The organism is Winogradskyella sp. MH6 (assembly GCF_022810765.1).
Lineage (GTDB): Bacteria > Bacteroidota > Bacteroidia > Flavobacteriales > Flavobacteriaceae > Winogradskyella.
Genome location: NZ_CP094494.1, coordinates 678,444 through 697,434, shown reverse-complemented (window position 1 = coordinate 697,434; position 18,991 = coordinate 678,444). Strand labels below are relative to the sequence as shown.

At 33.0% G+C, this 18,991-nt stretch carries 13 protein-coding genes and 1 tRNA gene; 8 read left to right on the top strand and 6 right to left on the bottom strand.

What is annotated here, in order from left to right; translation table 11 throughout:
- Positions 1-5 precede the first annotated feature (5 nt).
- From MST30_RS03295 to MST30_RS03280, 4 genes are all read right to left on the bottom strand, one after another.
- Positions 6-1,148, bottom strand: coding sequence for a tetratricopeptide repeat protein (locus MST30_RS03295; RefSeq protein ID WP_243472987.1), 1,143 nt, complete (start codon positions 1,146-1,148; stop codon positions 6-8).
- Entirely contained in the window at positions 1,149-2,738 is a 1,590-nt protein-coding gene (locus tag MST30_RS03290; RefSeq protein ID WP_243472986.1) for a helix-turn-helix domain-containing protein, read from the bottom strand.
- Between the two features lie 143 nt (positions 2,739-2,881).
- Positions 2,882-5,884 (bottom strand): T9SS type A sorting domain-containing protein, encoded by a 3,003-nt coding sequence (locus MST30_RS03285; protein ID WP_243472985.1) that lies wholly within the window; start codon positions 5,882-5,884, stop codon positions 2,882-2,884.
- Positions 5,885-6,362: 478 nt separating this feature from the next.
- A tRNA-Phe gene (locus MST30_RS03280) sits at positions 6,363-6,438 on the bottom strand.
- Positions 6,439-6,540: 102 nt separating this feature from the next.
- Between MST30_RS03280 and MST30_RS03275 the strand changes: the two genes are divergently transcribed.
- The 7 genes from MST30_RS03275 to MST30_RS03245 all read left to right on the top strand — a co-directional run bounded on the left by MST30_RS03275 (position 6,541) and on the right by MST30_RS03245 (position 14,314).
- Complete coding sequence (locus MST30_RS03275) at positions 6,541-7,269, top strand: type III pantothenate kinase (RefSeq protein WP_243472984.1); 729 nt, start codon at positions 6,541-6,543, stop codon at positions 7,267-7,269.
- The gene (locus tag MST30_RS03270; protein WP_243472983.1) at positions 7,269-8,591 is read left to right on the top strand and encodes a beta-barrel assembly machine protein BamG; all 1,323 of its coding nucleotides are present in this window, start codon (positions 7,269-7,271) and stop codon (positions 8,589-8,591) included. Before MST30_RS03275 ends, MST30_RS03270 begins: the two co-directional genes overlap by 1 nt.
- 15 nt (positions 8,592-8,606) lie before the next feature.
- Positions 8,607-9,968: a hypothetical protein gene (locus MST30_RS03265; RefSeq protein ID WP_243472982.1), complete on the top strand. Its 1,362-nt coding sequence runs from the start codon at positions 8,607-8,609 to the stop codon at positions 9,966-9,968.
- On the top strand, positions 9,968-10,534 hold the full coding sequence (lptC, locus tag MST30_RS03260; protein ID WP_243472981.1) for an LPS export ABC transporter periplasmic protein LptC: 567 nt from the start codon (positions 9,968-9,970) through the stop codon (positions 10,532-10,534). The genes MST30_RS03265 and lptC overlap by 1 nt, the downstream gene beginning before the upstream one ends.
- 38 nt (positions 10,535-10,572) lie before the next feature.
- Positions 10,573-10,764, top strand: coding sequence for a hypothetical protein (locus MST30_RS03255; protein ID WP_243472980.1), 192 nt, complete (start codon positions 10,573-10,575; stop codon positions 10,762-10,764).
- 3 nt (positions 10,765-10,767) lie between these two features.
- A complete protein-coding gene (locus MST30_RS03250; protein ID WP_243472979.1) occupies positions 10,768-12,057 on the top strand; it encodes a hemolysin family protein in 1,290 nt (429 codons plus the stop codon).
- 94 nt (positions 12,058-12,151) lie between these two features.
- Positions 12,152-14,314, top strand: coding sequence for a peptidylprolyl isomerase (locus MST30_RS03245; protein WP_243472978.1), 2,163 nt, complete (start codon positions 12,152-12,154; stop codon positions 14,312-14,314).
- Between the two features lie 54 nt (positions 14,315-14,368).
- On the opposite strand, the gene MST30_RS03240 is transcribed toward MST30_RS03245, so the two are convergent.
- Both MST30_RS03240 and MST30_RS03235 read right to left on the bottom strand, forming a co-directional pair.
- Positions 14,369-15,286: a GYDIA family GHMP kinase gene (locus MST30_RS03240; protein WP_243472977.1), complete on the bottom strand. Its 918-nt coding sequence runs from the start codon at positions 15,284-15,286 to the stop codon at positions 14,369-14,371.
- Positions 15,286-16,599, bottom strand: coding sequence for a hydroxymethylglutaryl-CoA reductase (locus MST30_RS03235; protein WP_262914444.1), 1,314 nt, complete (start codon positions 16,597-16,599; stop codon positions 15,286-15,288). The genes MST30_RS03240 and MST30_RS03235 overlap by 1 nt, the downstream gene beginning before the upstream one ends.
- Before the next feature lie 137 nt (positions 16,600-16,736).
- Here MST30_RS03235 and MST30_RS03230 point away from each other — a divergent pair, with 137 nt between their 5' ends.
- A complete protein-coding gene (locus tag MST30_RS03230; protein WP_243472975.1) occupies positions 16,737-18,968 on the top strand; it encodes a S9 family peptidase in 2,232 nt (743 codons plus the stop codon).
- Positions 18,969-18,991 lie beyond the last annotated feature (23 nt).

Here is an 18,991-nt window from a genome sequence, read left to right as displayed (position 1 = left end):
AAAGTCTATTCTTGCTCTTGGAGTTTCTTTATTTCTTTTTTAAGGGTAATTATGTCGCTTTTGCTATTTTTTATAATAAAAAAACTAAAGAAAATAATTACTAAAAAAATAGCTCCCAACCATGTTAACTGATTTTTAAATTTACTTTTTATATGAGTTAATTCTTCAGATTGAACGTCTTCAATTTTACTTATTGAATCGTCAACAGATTTACGTTCAGAAGATTTTATGTCTAATTGAGTTTTGGAATAAAGGTTATAGTACTCTTCGTATTTTTCCCAATTATTTATGGCGAGATAGTTTTCAAAAAGTCCGTTGTAAATACTAGAGTTTAATATTATGTCACCTACATTTTGCGATTTTTCTAGTGCTTCATTTAACAATACTATTGAGTCTTCGTATCTGCCTTGATCTGTATAAACTTCTGCCAATCCTTTTTGAGCAAAAGCTATAAGGCTGTTGGCTTCTTCCATATTGGCGTATGTTATAGATTTATTGAAGCTATTAATTGCCATGTCATAATCGGCTAAAAGTGTGTAGCAATTACCTCTGTTGTAATAAGCAATACTTAAGTTGGTGTTTACTGCTACATTTTTTAGCTTTTTATATTCTTTTATGCCTTTGTCAAAAAACTCTAAGGCAATATCACAGTTAAGGTTGTCTTTATATATAAATCCTTTTACGGTATAGCTGTTGGCCAAATACTTACCTACTAATTCCCTGTCAGGATAAAGAAGCGCCATTTGCTCTGTTTTTTCTAAAAACTCTATAGACTTATCAAAAATCTTGAGTTGTTGATATAAAATTCCTGTCTTAAAAAGAATTTCAATCTGTAGCACTTTATCATCAAGTTCTTTTGAAAATTCTTCAGCCTTAACAGTGTATTCTAAAGCTTTTTGATAGTCTCTTTTTGAGGTGTAGGCAAGAGAGACCAACATAAGTGCTTTGGTTCTGGTTTTAACCGAATTGTTAGCGTCTTCAAAAATCTTTAAACCTAATTCTATAGATTCGCTAGGGTTGTCGTATACCTTAACAATACTAGCTTGTATTAGGCTGTCTGCTTGCTTACTTTGTACGTAATCTAGTGCCTGTGCAGAGCTAAAACTAAGACATATATACAATAAAAGATATGTGAAATTTTTACACATTTAGTTTGTTGTTTCAGGTTTACCTTTTTTTCGCTCTTCTTTAATTAACTTTATTAAAGTTACTGGAGACATCCCCACAATGGTCTTAAAAACAGTTGCAAAGCTACTGTGTGATGAAAAACCACATTCCTCTGCCAAATAGCTGATTTTGTAATTAATATAATTTGGTTCGTTTTTTAATTTATCTATTATGTAATTGATACGTAATTTATTAATGAAGGTATTAAAATTATCATCGTAATGATTGTTGATGACACCAGAAAGATATTTGGTGTTTGTTTCAAACTTACCAGCCAAACGTGCTAGAGACATTTCTTTGTGTAAAAACATTTTGGAACTTTCAAAACGCTTTAGTTTTTCTAGTATTTGTTTTTCCGTTTCTTCAGGAATATGAATACCTTTCTTTGTACTTATTTTTTTAGGTTTACTATCAGCTATAGAATTGTTTTTGCTAATTTCTAAATATTTAATAATCTCCTTTAATCTCTTTTTTCTTTCAATGTATTTTAGGGTTATAAAAAGAGAAATAATAAAAACTATGGTAAGTCCTGCTATAGCTAAATAAAGATAGTTGCTGTATTTTTTTTCTTGTTGCGATACATTTTCTTCCAACTTACCTGATAAGGTGTTATAAAGACTATTTACCGTCTCCTGCTCCATAAGATCTACCTGAGATGATAAAGCTAAAAACTTATCATTATATGTTTTGTGTTGAATTTTTTTGTTAGATGCTAAATAATTGATGGCTAGTCCTTTATTTATATCTCTCATTAAACTTGGGTTATCTATGATCTCTGCAAATTTTGAGGCAATAAAAAGTGTTTCCTCACTTTTGCTAAAGTCTTTGTTTTGAAGATAAAGTTGTCCTAGTTCGCTATAAATGATTGATTTATTAAGTATGTTACTGTAATTATTTAAGTCTAATAAAGTAAATATTTTATTAACATAAATTCTTGCAGAATCTCTATACATTAGTCTGTTAAAAGCCTTCTCTTTGGCTAGTAAGAAAGAAATCTTGCTATTTACATTTTTATTTATAAAATCTTTATAATCCTTTTCGAATGTATTTGCCAACTCTATAACCTTATTGTTGTTTCCTCGATCTAATGTCATGTAAATGCTCTCTAATGAGATAAGCGCATTTAAGGAATCTTTTAATTTTTGATTAAGTTGGGATGATCTAACAGTCTCTATGGCATTATTTAAATATAACTCAGCTTGTTTGTCTAAATATACAGTTCTAAAAAGCTTGGCTCTTATTATGTTTAGTTCTGCTTTAGCTTTCTCACTTATATTTTCTGAATAGTTTACTGAATCGAAAACATAGGGAACGACATCATTATATTCACCTTTAACAATATAACATTTAGCTCTAATGATGTTAGCCTCAACCTTTTCTTGAAGGTTTTGACTTGTGTTTAAGATATGTTCAGTAATTTTTAAGGCTTCATCAGGATTTGAATCTACAAGTTCTTTAGCTTTAAAGATTAGCTCACTATTTTGGGCAAAACTATTGACATGAAATGATAAGGATAGAAACACAATCCAAAAGACAGGTAGCTTAATAATCCAATTGTATTTCTGTTTCATTTCCTACTTTATGCTTAATTTACCTATAAGCTAGGTACTATAAGATAGTAAATATAGGAAACTTTGAAAAAGAATTATCTTAAACAAAAAAAAGACGATACCAAATGTATCGTCTTTTTATAATAAATTGATAGGCTAATTAATCAATTCTTAAGGATTTTAAAGGTTTTTTCTTTATTGTTTATACTAACTTTAATAAAATATACTCCACTTTTTAAATCACTTATATTTATTTCTGCATCAGAGACTTCTGGTGTTGCATACTGTACTTGTTGTCCCATAATATTGTATACAGCCACACTATTTATTACTTCCTGAGATTCTAAGTTCAAAACATCGTTCACAGGATTAGGATAAAGTCTAAAAGACTCAAAATTAGAGTTTTCCATTCCTAAGGTAGCATCTGGGTAAACAAAGAATTCAAATTCTGCAGCAGAAGAAGCATGTACTAGGATTAAGTATGTGTTTCCTGCTACAACATCTATTGGCTTATACGCAGAGTTATAGCAACTACTTATTCCATTTACATAATTCTCTTGTACACTTGCGCAGTTGCCAGTATCATAAATAGTATAGTAAGCAGAACCAGTAACTCTTGTAAATTCAAAATGGTAAGTGCCTGTGTATTCTGGTGTTAAAGTATACCATACCGACTCATAAGAAGACGATGAACAGCCTTGAGGAGAATAGTATGCGTTTTCTAAATTAGAAGAAATACTATTGCCTTCTGTATCGTTTATATCTGAAGATTCTGTTAGTTCTATAGCACCTGTACAATCACTATTTACTACAGCATCTGGTAATTGCCATACACATAGGTTAAAATCTATACCTTCACCTACCTGACTTGTTTGAACCATTACATAGTAAGTAGAAGTACTATCTAATGTAAGAATTTGATTAGAGTTTGAATTACAAGATGTTGTTACCTCTGTTAAAGCACCACAAGAACCTTCATATACTGAGTAATATGTAGATGGTGTTGTGCTTAGTCGCTCTAATGAAAATTCATAAATACCACTTACGGTTGGGTTAAATACATACCAAACATCACCATACCCATCTGTATTACAACTATTGTCTGAAGAAATAGTTGCACCAACTGTTGTGCCAGATACAGCATTATTACACATATCATCAGTTGAAGCTGTTAAAACAGCAGCATTTGTACACTCATCATTAGCTGGTGGTGCAGGCGCTTCTCTTAAACAGATGTCATAGTTTTGAGCAAACTCACCATTTAGTCTTGTGTTATTACGTATGTAATAAGTGTTTCCTATTGTTAATCCACTAAATGTAACATAGTTACTTGTGTAACAAGCTATGCTGGTTAATGCGCCACAACTTCCTTCTAACAATTCTGTTGCTTGAATTGATCCACCTGAGTTTATGGCATCAGTTATATTCAAATATTCTAAAATAATAACCTCGCTAGAAGCTGTAAAGGTGAACCATACATCATTGTGGTTATTACTTGCAGAAGCACAAGTGTCTGGGTCTGCAACAGATTCTGTAGCACCAGCATTTGTTGCACTTGTAAAGATAGTACAACTATCATCTGTATTAACAGTTAGGTTTATTGGTGCGCTACATTCATCATTCGTTGGAGGGCAATAAAAATAAGTTGATCCTGTATCAGAACATGTTCCGTCTTGCTCATTTGTTAGTGTAAAGTTAACTGTTGCTCCGCTTGGGTAAGGACCCATTGTTACTGTTCCTGTAGATGTAATATTAGTAATATCTGAAGTAGTTCCGTTATCATCAGAAAGAGTTAATGATGTTGCGCTTCCTAAATAATCAATATTTACGTCAACAGAGAATTGTCCATTACTACAATCTGCTACTGGAGTTAATGTGCCTAAGGTAGGGTTTATACAGCTATTGGCAGTAATGATTAAATCGTAAGTGTAGGTTCTTGTACTACCTGAGTTACTTAAAACAACAAAGTAGGTGTTACCTGCTAATAAAACTACTTCTGATAAACTTCTAGTCGTTCCAGAATAAGAACCAACATAATCTACACATTCTGTAGCAGCATCTGGGCAGCCATTTACAACATGGATACTAGCACCATTATTAGATATATTAGCTAACTCAATATTTATAGAAACATCAGTAGTTGGTGTTATTTCATAAAATACATCTTTACCACTCATGTAGCTATTGCTACAAGGACTAGTGTCAATATTGTCTTCATAATTATCGGTATCTCCACCTGCTTCGATAAAAGGAAATGAAGAAATTACTATTGGGCTGCTGCATGTTGCTCCTGGTATTGGGGCTGTTCTTGTAGTAAAACTCTCTTCTGTACATCCGTTCGCGCTTCCTACACCATTTGTAGGGATAATGTTTACAAAATATTCTGTTTCATAGTTTAATCCTGTTAACGGATAACTTGTTTCTGTTGTTGTAGCTCCATTTACTATATCTGTGCCACCTGTTGTGGTTCCAACATTTATTGTATACCCTGTTGGTAATCCTGTTGCAGCTTGCCACATCAATGTAACATCGCTGTCTGCGGTATTAGATCCATTTACTGGTGAAATTAAAGTAGCGTCACAGTTAGGTGTTGTTGTAGCAACTTGAGTAAATGATACATTATCTATATTAACCCATAATGCAAAGTTTGTAATATTTGCTACCGTTACTACAAAGCGAGCCTGAAAATCACTTCCATTCGCTATAGTGCCTACATTAATATTAGCAGTACTAGAGCAATCTGTTGGGCTAACGAAAGTATAATTAGAATCGTCTATTGTTGTAATAGTATTCCAGTTTGTGCCATCTGTAGTATATTCTAAAACTATAGAACCCCAATTAGTTGCTGGAGCAACTAAGCTAGGTGGTGGAAACTGACTGAATTGTTCAAAAATGTTGTAAGAAAAACTTACTGTAAGGTCTGTGCCGTTAGAAATGCCTGTGTAGTAGGGTGTTGTAAGAGTTTCTTGACCAGCACTAGTAAATGGAGATGCCATAGCTTTTGCAGAACCATCACATGTGTAATTTGATGAAGCTCCAAAATTTGTCTCAGTCCAACCTGTTGGTACTTGGTTGTTAGCAACGTCATCAAAATTTTCAATAACTTCGATTTGGGAAAATGCTGTTATGCTTAACAACATCATAAATAAGAGTGTAATTTTTTTCATCTTGGTTAAAGTTTTATTAGTTAAGACAGTTCAGGCAAAAATTGCAGAACGATGAGATTAAAACTAAAACTCTTATACCATACTATAAAGGAAAGTTCTTTAGCTTTTACGGAATTTTAAAAACAAAAAAACAGGATTAAATGCATGTAAATCAGACTTTTATAATTTTTAAAATTAGTTTTTAGGTTTTTTTTAATTAATTGGGATTTTGTAGAAAAAAGAGCTAAACTGGTGATTTTAAGTATGTATTTAAAGGATTATTGTGGTGTTTTTTTGTAGCGTAATTGAATCTAATTTCTACTTTTTTTAAAAGCTAAAATTAGCTGGTAATATTTTAGTTTTAATGAGTTAAAAAGGTGTGCATTCTAAAAATCCCCTTTTTTTGAGGAAAATGAGCTTTTGGCTTTGTGAGCTAGGTTACATCTGTTGAAGTTTCTTTAAAACCAAAAAGCCCGATTCATTTGAATCGGGCTTTTAGTGGTGGTGCCTCCAGGAATCGAACCAGGGACACAAGGATTTTCAGTCCTTTGCTCTACCAACTGAGCTAAGGCACCAGTTGCTTAATTAAGCGGATGCAAATATAAATTCATTTTTAGTATTACCAAAAAGAAAATTGTAAAATTTGATTTTATAAATTTGCTTCATATAAAAAACGTATGAATCTTATTGTAGATGTTGGGAATACTTTTGTGAAATTTGCTGTTTTTCAGAATGATAAGCTAATTCATAAGGTAAGTTTTGAACTTTCAGAATTTGAAAAGCAATTTAAAAAACTTAAAAAAGAGTTTCCGAAATTAAAAACTAGTATAATTTCTTCCGTAGGTAGGCTGTCTAAAAAACAGATTGAAACCGTTGAGGACGATTTAAAAGTCCTAGAGCTTAACCATGATGTAAAGCTGCCTTTTAAAAACCTTTACGAAACACCAAAAACGCTTGGCGTGGATCGTATTGCATTGGTGTGTGCTTCGGTGAATCAATTTCCAGACAGCAATGTGCTGATTATAGATGCAGGTACTTGTATTACTTATGATTTTGTAAATGATAAAAATGAGTATTTAGGTGGTGCGATTTCACCTGGTGTTAGATTGAGATATCATGCGCTTCATAATTTAACAGCCAACCTTCCGTTATTAGAAAAGAACCAACCAAAAAATATAATTGGCAGTTCAACCGAAACCTCTATACACTCAGGTGTTATTATAGGAGTTGTTAAAGAAATTGATGGTGTTATTGATCAATATAAAGCTGAACATCAAGATTTAACAGTTATTTTAACAGGTGGTGACGCCAATTTTTTGTCAAACCAATTAAAAAATAGCATATTTGCGAATTCAAATTTTCTACTAGAGGGTTTGAATTACATTCTAGATTTTAATTCAAAATAATGATAAAGAGACTCATTGTAATTTGTATTGCAATTATAAGTTCTAGTGTTTTTGCACAGCAAGGTACAGCATCGCCATATTCATTTTACGGTATAGGTAGCCTTAAATTTAAGGGTACCGTAGAGAATCGTAGTATGGGAGGTATTGGTGTTTATTTAGATAGTATACATCTTAATTTAAGAAATCCTGCTTCCTATGTAGGAAAAAATGTAGACGCTTACCCTTATGATGGGGAAAGTAGACCAGTAAAATTTGCAGTGGCAGGTACTACATCAAATGTGACTTTAAAAGGTAATTCTGGTGAAGCTGATGGTAATAGTTCTACTTTTGATTATATAGCCTTATCGGTTCCAATCGGAAAATTTGGTTTTGGTTTTGGGCTTATGCCATATACTTCTGTTGGTTACAAGCTAGATGATATTAATAATAATGATGACATTATCAATCGTTTTAGAGGAGAAGGTGGTGTCAATAGAGTCTTTGCAGGTTTTGGGTATCAAATTTCCAATAAATTAAGTGCTGGTGTAGATTTTAACTATAATTTTGGTAATATTCAGAATTCCGCTATTGAATTTGCTTACACACCAGATGGAGATTTGGTAGAGCTGCAAACCAGAGAAGATAGTAGGTCTGATTTGAGTGGTTTAAATTTTAACTTTGGATTGGCGTACAAAACCAAAATATCCAAAAGTTTAGAACTTTCTGCTACAGCAACCTTTGCTCCAGAAAGTAAATTAACTTCAGACAATACTCGTGCGATCTCCACAGTAGACGTAACGTCAATTGGTACAGAAACTGTGTTGAATACAGTTGAGGTAGATTTAGATAGTGAAAACCTAAGAAAGACAGATTTAACATTGCCATCACGTTGGTCTTTTGGTGCTGGTTTGGGTAAATCACAGTCTTGGTTTGTTGGTGCTGAGTATACTTTTCAGAATACAAGTAATTTTTCTAATCCTTTTTACACTAACGATGTTTCTTCCTTTGAGAATGCTTCGCAAATATCTCTGGGAGGGTTTTTTATTCCTGATTATGATGCTTTTACAGGGTATTTTAAGCGTGTAGTTTACAGGGCTGGAATAAACTTTGCAAATACAGGTTTGGTAGTGAAAAATGAATCGATTAAAGAGTTTGGCATATCTTTTGGTTTAGGATTACCAGTTGGTCAAAGATCTCGCGATCCTTTCTCAAATTTGAACCTAGGTCTTGAAATTGGAAAACGAGGAACAACTAACAATAATTTAATCCAAGAGAATTTTATAAACTTTAATGTAAGTTTATCTTTAAACTCTAGATGGTTTAGACAAAAGAAGTACAACTAACAATAAAAATAAAAGATGAAGACGAGAATTACTATACTACTAGCGGCTCTTTTTGTAAGCTTCAATATTAGTTTTGCTCAGCAAGATGAGGAGTGTATGAATAATCTATCGATTTTTGATAGTTATGTAAAAACAAAAAAGTATGATGACGCATACGAGCCATGGAAAATCGTTCGTAATAAGTGTCCAAAATTCAACAGAGCTATCTATGCACATGGTGAAAAAATATTAATGCACAAGATAGAAAACACTACAGGTGCCGAGCAAGTGGCTCATATTAATGATTTAATGTTGCTTTATGATCAAAGTAGAGAGAACTTCCCATCAAAATATGACGAAGGAGAAATCTTAGTAGATAAAGCAAACTTAGCATACAAGTATAGAAAAGAACTTAATAAGACTGATGAGCAGTTATATAATATGTTTGATAGTGCTTATGTGAAAGATGCTAAAAATTTCACGAGTGCTAAAGGACTTTATACTTACTTTTCTTTGGCAGTAGATTTATTTGATGCAGGTAAAAAACCAGCGCAAGAGATGTTTGATAAGTATGATGATGTTAATGAGTTAATTGAAAACTTAATAGCAGGATATACTACCAAACTTAATACTTACGCAGCGAAAGAAGAAGCAGGCACTTTAACAAGCAAAGAAGCAAGATATAAGTCTTCTTACGAATCTAATATCGAGGCATTTGAAGATCAAATTCTTGGTAGTATGGATAAAAAGCTTGGAGATAGAGCCAACTGTGAGGTGCTAGTACCATTATATGAAAAGAATTACGAAGAAAATAAGAATGATGGTGTTTGGTTACAAAGAGCCATGAACCGCATGTATGCAAAAGGCTGTAAAGAAGAACCATTATTCTTAAAGTTAGTTCAACAAAAGAATAGTATAGAGCCAAGTGCAGATACATCATACTACTTGTATTTATTAACAGGTGAGCAAAAGTATTTTAATCAAACATTAGACTTGGAGTCAGATCCTTTAAAAAAGGCAAAACTTTACAAAAAGTTAGCCAATGATTTAAAAGATAAAGGAAGCTACAGTCAAGCAAGACAATACTATACAGAGTCTATGAAATTAAACCCTTCAGATGGTTCGCCTCACTTAGCAATTGCAGCAATGTATGCTAAAAGTGCTAATAGCTGTGGAGACTCTAATTTTAATAAGAGAGCAGTATTTTGGTTAGCAGCTTTAGAAGCTGAAAAAGCAGGTAGAGTAGATGGTCGTTTAAAATCAGCATCAGCAAAATCTGCAGCTAGTTATAGAGCAAGTGCACCTTCTACATCAGACATTTTTACAGAAGGTAATGCTGGGCAAACCATAAAAATTGGATGTTGGATTGGGCGTTCTGTAACAGTGCCAAATATATAATGACAGTAAAAATTTCACATATTATAAAAAGCTTAGTCACAGTGTTTGCTGTGACTTTGTTTTTTTCTTGTGAAAATGATTTTGATAAGGTTCAAAAGGTTGGCGTGCTTCAAAACCAACCTATCGGTGAAGCAGAAAACATCGACTTAAAATATACAGAGTTCATCGAAGATTCGGTAAGGCTTAAGGCAAATCTTATGAGCCCAAAAATGCTCGATTATTCTAATAGAGATTTCGCATTCTCTGAGTTTCCAAAAGGTATTGTGCTAAAGGTGTATGATAAAGAAGGTAAAAAGACAACCATTACATCTCGCTATGCTATTTTTTACACAGATACCGATATTATAGATCTAAGGGGAAACGTCACCATTACAACCCATCAAAATGAAAAACTAGTAACAGACCAGTTATACTATAACGAAAAATTAGAATGGGTCTTTACCAATGAGCCTTGGGTGTTTAATAGAACAGTAGGTGTATCTCATGGTAGAGGTTTTGATTCTGATAAAGACTTCAAGAATTTTCAGATGTTAGAAATGGGTGGCGATTTTGAACTCGATAATTAACTATCTTTGTAACTTAATTTTACTTAGATAACTTACATATGAAACTTCTTAAAATATTTCAATACGCATATATCTTCTTTGCAGTTTTATTTCTTTGGGATGCTTACGCAAAATGGTCTAAAGACGGAAACATACCATATATGTCTTTGTTTTTGGCTGCCCTTGCAGTGTTTATGTTCTTTTTTAGAAAGCGTTTTGCAAACAAATTTCAAGATAGAAATAAAGATTAGTGTATGACTTTAGATATAGTCATAATAATAGTTACACTTATTCTTTCAGCATTTTTCTCAGGGATGGAAATTGCTTATGTGTCGTCAAATAAAATACACATAGAGCTAGAGAAAAAACAAGAAGATTTCTTGGGTAGAATATTAACCAAGTTAACAGCAAAACCATCTAAATATATTGCAACGATGCTTATTGGTAACAATATTGCATTGGTAATTTATGGTCTAAAAATGGGAGATGTGCTGGTGAGATGGTTTCAGTCTATGTTGCCATCAGATAGTACGGTTTTAACGTATCTGTTTCACGATTTTCAACTCCTAACACAGACTGTGATTTCAACCTTTGTTATATTAATTACTGCAGAGTTTTTGCCAAAAGTGTTTTTTCAAATTTACGCCAATACCTTAATGAAGGTTTTGGCTTTGCCAACCTATATTTTTTATGTGTTTTTTAGCTGGGTTTCTGATTTTGTACTTTGGATTTCGGATGCTGTATTAAAATATGTTTTTAAAGCTAATGGAGAAGACGTTGTGTTAGCAATGACCAAAGTAGAGCTAGGTAATTATATTAGCGAGCAAATGGAGTCTGTTGAAGACCATGAAGAAGTTGATAGTGAAATCCAGATATTTCAAAATGCATTAGAGTTTTCTGAGGTTAAAGCTAGGGAGGTTATGGTGCCACGTACCGAAATTTCGGCTGTCGACATCTCAGAATCCATTGAGAATTTAAGTCAGCTCTTTATTGAAACCGGACGAACAAAAATTATTGTCTATAAGGATAATATAGATGATATTTTAGGATATGTGCATGCTTTTGAATTGTTTAAAAAACCGAAAAATATTAAGTCAATTATTATTCCGGTAAGTTTTGTGCCAGAAACAATATTGATTAAAGATGTTCTCAATATTTTAACAAAAAAGCGTCAGAGTATAGCTGTTGTTATTGATGAATATGGAGGTACATCTGGTCTTATGTCTGTAGAAGATATTGTTGAAGAATTGTTTGGAGAAATAGAGGATGAGCATGATACACTAGAAATGACAGAAGAACAAATAGATGAAAATACCTATAGATTCTCTGCAAGGTTAGAGGTGGATTATGTCAACGAAACATACAAACTAAATCTTCCAGAAAGTGAAACCTATGAAACCTTAGGAGGGTTAATTGTTAATGAGACCGAAGGTATTCCAGAGAAAAATGAAGATGTTTTAATAGATAATTTTAAGTTTACTATTGAGGAAGTATCCTCAACAAAAATAGATATTGTAAGGTTAAAAATCCTCGATGTAGATTAAAGACTACAATAGCTTACAAAAACTATACTTCTCCTTTTATTATTTATTAGAAAATACTATTTTCGCAGACTTATTTATACGAAAAATTTAAGAAATGGCAATTTTAAATAAAATTAGACAGCGTTCACTAATCTTAATATTAGTAATAGCATTAGCATTATTTGCTTTCGTTATTCAGGGTGTAATTGACAACCCGAATGCGTTTTCAAATTCCCAAGGTGTTGTAGCAACAGTTAACGGTACAGATATCGATGTAACTGATTTTCAGAAAAAAGTAAAGAATTACCAAGATGGGGTTGGTGGAAACATATCTTCAACTCAAGCAAAAAATGCAATTTATAATCAAGAGGTGCGTAAGATCATTTTAGATGCAGAATACGAATCACTTGGTTTGTCTGTTGAAAAAGATGAAATGCGCGATTTACTTAAGAACAGTTTTCAATCTAACCCAGAATTTCAAGATGAAAACGGAAACTTTGATGTAAATCGTCTTAATGCTTTTATTAGTAACCTTAAAGATATTAGTCCAGATTCTGCACCGCTTTTGTATGCAGGACGAACTATTAACATTAACTATGATAGCTGGACAAATAACGAACAATCTATTGCGGCTAATTCACTTCAGCAAACATATTATAATATGATTAAAGCTGGTGTTAACACTACAATCGCTGAAGCAAAAGATGAGTACATGGCAGACGCTAAAAATGTAGATATTCGTTTTGTGCAAATTCCTTACACAACTATTGCAGATAGTTTAGTAGAGGTCTCAAAATCTGATATTAAAGCCTACATGAAAGAGCGTGAAGATAAGTTTAAAGTAGATGCAAGTAGAGAAGTCGTTTATGTAGAGTTTAAGGAAGAAGCTTCTAAAGCAGATGAGGATGCTATTAAAGCTGCACTTATAAAATTAAAGAGCGACAGAGCTGAGTATAATGACAGCAGCGGAAACACAGATACAATCCCTGGTTTTGATTCTGTAAAGAATGTTGCGGAATTCATTAACTCTAATTCAGATATTAAGTACAATGATGCTTTTGTAACAGCAGCGCAAATTCCTGCAGTAGCAAAAGATAGCTTAATGAAATTGGAAGTTGGTGAATATTATGGGCCTTACAGAGATGGAGAATTCTTTAAGCTTTCTAAAATGATTGCTAAAGAGCAATTACCAGATTCTGTTAAAACTAGACATATATTAATTCCTTTCTTAGGTGCTGCATCAGCTGGACCAGACGTTACATTAACAAGAGAACAGGCAAATAAGCAAGTAGATAGTCTTTATAATATCTTGAAAACTGATAAATCTAAGTTTGATGATTTTGTTACAGAATATTCTACAGATCAAGGTAGTGTTGACAATGGTGGGCGCTATGATTGGTTTCCTTATAATAGAATGGTAGCTCCATTTAGAGATTTTTCTTTTAATGGAAAAACTGGAGATATGGGTGTTGTAGAGACTGCTTATGGTTTTCATATTATAGAAATTGAAGGCCAAAAAGGTGAGGCAGATGTATATAAACTGGCAACTTTAGCAAGAAAGATTGAACCTTCTCAAGAAACATTAGACGACGTTTATAATAGAGCTACTAAGTTTGAAATTGCTGCAAAAGATGCTGACTTTAATGCATTAGCTAAAGAGCGTGAGTTAACAGTAAAGCCAATTACACTTAAGGAATTAGACGAAAATATCCCAGGTTTAGGAAGCCAGAGAGAGCTTGTGCGTTGGTTTTTTGAAGAAAATAGAGAAGAGGGTGACTTCAAAAGTTTCTCAGTTTCTGGATATGGATTCATCGTTGCTAAATTAGTAGAGAAAAATGAAGCTGGTTTAATGAGTGTAGAAGATGCGTCTGTAACTGTTTTACCAGAGATAAGAAAGGAGAAGAAAGCTAAAATGATTCGTGAGAAGATTAAAGCAACTTCTGTAGATGAGATTGCTAAGAATCAAGGTCAAAGTCCTAAAACAGCGGCAGCTTTAACCTTAAAGAATACAACTTTAGCAGGTGCTGGTGTAGAGCCAAAAGTAATTGGTGCTGCGTTTGGTTTAGAGCAAGGCAAAACATCTAAACCTATCAATGGAGAGAAAGGTGTTTATGTTATAGAAGTGACTAAAGTAACTGAAGCAACAGAATTAGATAATTATACTTCAATTGTAAATAGATTAAACGCTACAAGACGTGGAGCTGTTCAAGGAAAAGTATATCAAGCATTAGAAAAAGCTGCTGACATAGAGGATAACAGAGCTAAAACAGTTTTCTAAATAAAGAATATTTTAGTACAAAATAAAAGGCTTTACAGAAATGTAAAGCCTTTTTTAATTTAATACTATTTTAGAATAAGGAATTATAGTATCCAAACCTTTAGACTTAAAATAGTCGGTCGGGTCGTTTTCAGAAGTGACCAAAACAAAATCACCTCCCCAAGCACCAAGACTTTTAATAGCTCCATTGTAATCACTAAATGCCCTGGATTTGATAGGTGTTTGATTTAAAAGCTTGCCAATAATATTTTCATGCTCAGTTATTAAGTGTTCAAAAGCACTTAGTGAAGAAACTTCTACAATAGCTTCGGTTATGGCATTAATATCATTAATAATAGTATCACTGACTTTGTTTAAGGATCTATAAGCTTTAATACCATCTCTACTGTTTTGTTTCTGATTGAGGTAAACAAAATATAGATGATCTTTAAAAATAGGATTAAATCTTACTGAATTAACTAAAGGTTGATTTTTTGTGTTCAACTGAAAGGTTATCGGAGTATTGTGTTGTGCACAAGCAATATCATAACCACTGCCTCCAAATGTTTTTTCTAAAAGCTTATAAGCATCAACATTTGCCCATTGCGCAATATTATTTATAAGTGTAGAAGATGTGCCTAATCCCCATTCTCTGTTAAAATCTAAGTAGGTTGAAACTCTATGTCCTTTAGAATTTGCCAAGAATTCAGGGTTTAAAGTACGAGCAGCGCTTAGAATATTTTTGAGTCTGTTGGTAATTGCATTATCATCCTGAACTTGTTTCAGAATCTCGCCGTTATCAAAAATAAAATGACCTTTATACCAAACCTTTCCGTATTCATCATAACTTTTCCAAACAACAGTATTGCTATTGCTTTCTTCAGCAGTTAAGATTTGTCCATGTTTAGTGGGAATGGCTAGAGCCTTTGCACCATCTAATACAACGTATTCTGCTGTGACCAATAATTTTCCGTTGCTTCTAAAAGTTTTCATTAACCTCTTAGGTTTTCAATAGCTTCAACAACAGCACTATGTGTTACCACATTGGTTTTAAAATGTTCTACTATTTTTTCTTTCTCTTCAGCAGTTGCTTCAAACTGATTTAAAATATTTAATAGGTGCATTTTCATGTGCCCTTCTTGAATACCAGTTGTTGTTAAGGACTTCACAGCAGCAAAGTTTTGAGCTAATCCTGCCACAGCTACAATTTGCATTAAATCCTTTGCTGATGGGTTTTCTAGCATTTCTAGCGCAAACTTTACCAATGGGTGTAAGCTTGTTAAACCGCCAACAGTACCCAAAGCTAATGGAATTTCAATCCAAAATTTAAAGATATTATCTTCAATAGAACAATGGGTTAAACTTGTATATCTTCCACCTTTTGAAGCGTAAGCGTGCACGCCAGCTTCAACAGCTCTAAAATCATTTCCTGTTGCTAAAACCACGGCATCAATACCATTCATAATCCCTTTGTTGTGAGTTACAGCTCGGTATGGTTCTACTTCTGCAATGTTAACTGCTTGTTTAAATTTTTGAGCAAATAGTGTCGGATTAGAAATATCCTTACTTTTTAAGTCTTCAATAGGGCAAGAAACCTCAACTTTTACTAAACAATTAGGAACGTAGTTAGAAAGAATACTCATTACAATTTCGATCTCACCATCTAATTGCTTTTCAGCTTCTTGTATAAAGGTTTTGGCAAACTGCTCTAAACAAGAATTTATAAAATTGGCACCCATGGCATCTAGCGTTTCAAATGTAGCATGCAGTTGGTAGTAGTGCTCTAATTCTTCAGATTTATTTCTAAGTTCAATATCCAAAATACCTCCACCACGACGCTCCATGTTCTTGGTAATGGCTTTGGTGTCTTCAAAAAGTTTTGGTTTTATGTTTTTAAAAAAAGCTTGTAAAGCCTCAAAGTCACCATCAAAGGTAAAATGTACCTGACCTATTTTTTCCGTTGAAATAACTTCAGTTTTAAAACCGCCTCTATCTAGCCAAAATTTTGCAGATTTACTTGCGGCCGCAACAACAGAGCTTTCTTCAATAGCCATAGGAATGGTGTAAAGCTTGTTGTTTATTGAAAAATTTGGAGCAACTCCAAGTGGTAAATAATAATTGGTAATAGTGTTTTCTATAAACTCGTCGTGTAGTTTCTGTAGCTTTTCGTCTGTATTCCAATATTGATGTATCAGAGTTCGTGCGTTTTCTTTATCAGAAAAATAAGTCTCTAAAAGCCATTCAATCTTTTCAGATTTAGAAAGTTTAGAAAAGCCAGAAATAGCGTTGGGCATAAGTTTGTTGATTTTAAATTGCAAAGATACTTAGGATTGGCATAAAATGTGTGCCTATTCCACTATTATTGCCGATTTACTGTTAATAATGCCCGATTTTTGCATATTTTTTAGTAAACTTGGCATTGCTTTATTGAAAAAAGATTGATATGAAATTGAGATACTTCGTAGCTATTATTGGATTCCTAACTACTACGTTGATTTACAGTCAGGATAAACAAATTACCCTCGAAGAAATTTGGAGTGGAGCTTTTAGAACAGAAGGGATGCAAGCCTTACACTCCATGAAAAACGGCAAACAATATTCCGTTTTAAATTATAATAGGCAGAATGGTACTACAACTATAGATATTTACGACTACCAAACTTTAGAAAAGGTAAAAACCTTAGTGTCTTCTAACGATATACCAGAGATACAAGGTTTTTTTGATTATACGTTTAGCAAAGATGAGTCTAAAGTAATATTAACTACAAATGAAATTCCTGTATATAGAAGATCTTCTTTAGGTGAATATTATGTTTATGATTTTAAAACTAAACAGCTAACCAAAGTTGCAGATCAATTATTGCAAGAGCCAACTTTATCTCCAGATGGTACCAAGATTGCTTACGGTTTTGAAAACAATTTATATGTTAAGGACTTAAAATCTGGTAATGTTACACAGATAGCTTTTGATGGTGAAAAAAATAAAATTATCAATGGGATAACAGATTGGGTCTACGAAGAAGAGTTTAGTTTTGTAAGAGCTTTTGATTGGAATGCAGATAGTAATTTAATAGCGTTTATTCGTTTTGATGAATCTGAAGTTCCTGAGTTTTCAATGGATGTTTATGGCTCTGGTTTGTACCAAACGCAACAGGTTTTTAAATACCCTAAAGCAGGAGAAAAAAATTCAAAAGTATCTCTACATTTATACGATTTACAAACTAAAAAGCTTCAAGAATTAAAAGTAGATAAAGCTTACGAAGATTTTTATATCCCAAGACTAAAGTGGACAAACGATGCCAATGTTTTAAGTGCACAATACATGAATCGTCATCAAAACGAATTGGATTTATGGTTTATAAACACTAAAACTATGGATTACGATTTAGTTCTTGAAGAAAAAGACGATGCCTATATCGATGTTACGTTCAACCTAACGTTTCTAAAGGATAATAGCTTTATATGGACGAGTGAAAAGGATGGATATAATCATATTTATCATTATGATAAAAACGGAAAGTTAATTAATCAGGTTACAGATGGTGACTGGGAAGTGACTGATTATTATGGTTTTAATGAAAAGGCAAATACTATTTACTACCAGTCTACAGAAAATGGTTCAATTAATAGAGATGTATATTCTGTAAAGTTAAATGGTAAAAACAAAAACCGCTTAACAAAAACCGAAGGTACCAACAGCGCGTCCTTTAGTGCAGATTTCACATATTTTATCAATACACATTCTAGTGCCACCACACCTTATGAGTACACATTGCACGATTCTAAAAATGGCAACCTTGTAAAAGGTATAAAAGATAATGATAAGTTAGCTCAAAAAGTAGGCGACTATGTGACCTCTAAAAAGGAGTTTAGCACCATAAATGTTAATGGTAACGACTTAAATATGTGGATGATTAAACCTGCAGATTTTGATGAAAATAAGCAGTATCCACTATTTATGTATCAATACTCTGGCCCAGGTTCTCAGCAAGTAGCCAACCGTTGGAATGGTGCTAATGACTATTGGTATCAGATGCTGGCACAACAAGGGTATATTGTGGTTTGTATTGATGGAAGAGGAACAGGTTTTAAAGGAGCAGACTTTAAAAAAGTAACCCAGAATGAATTGGGTAAATATGAGGTTGAAGATCAAATCGAAGTTGCTAAAAAATTAGGAGAACTGCCATATATTGATGCCTCACGTATCGGAATTTGGGGTTGGAGTTATGGAGGCTTTATGAGTAGTAATGCTTTATTTAAAGGTAATGATGTCTTTAAAATGGCAATAGCAGTAGCACCTGTGACGAGTTGGAGATTCTATGATACCATCTATACAGAGCGTTACATGACTACTCCAGATGAAAACCCAAGTGGTTATGACGATAACTCACCAATTAATCATGTAGATAAATTAAAAGGAGATTTCTTGATAATTCACGGAACAGGAGATGATAACGTACATGTGCAAAACACCATGCGTATGGTTGAAGCTTTAATACAAGCCGATAAGCAATTTGAATGGATGATTTATCCGGATAAAAACCATGGTATTTACGGAGGTAACACCAGGTTACATTTGTACAAAAAGATGACGAATTTTATCCATAAGACTTTAGGTGACAAAATTAAAGAGTCAAATAAAGAAGAAAAGGAAACATCAAAGATTAAAGGCTAACTAACAAAAAAACTAACTAATAC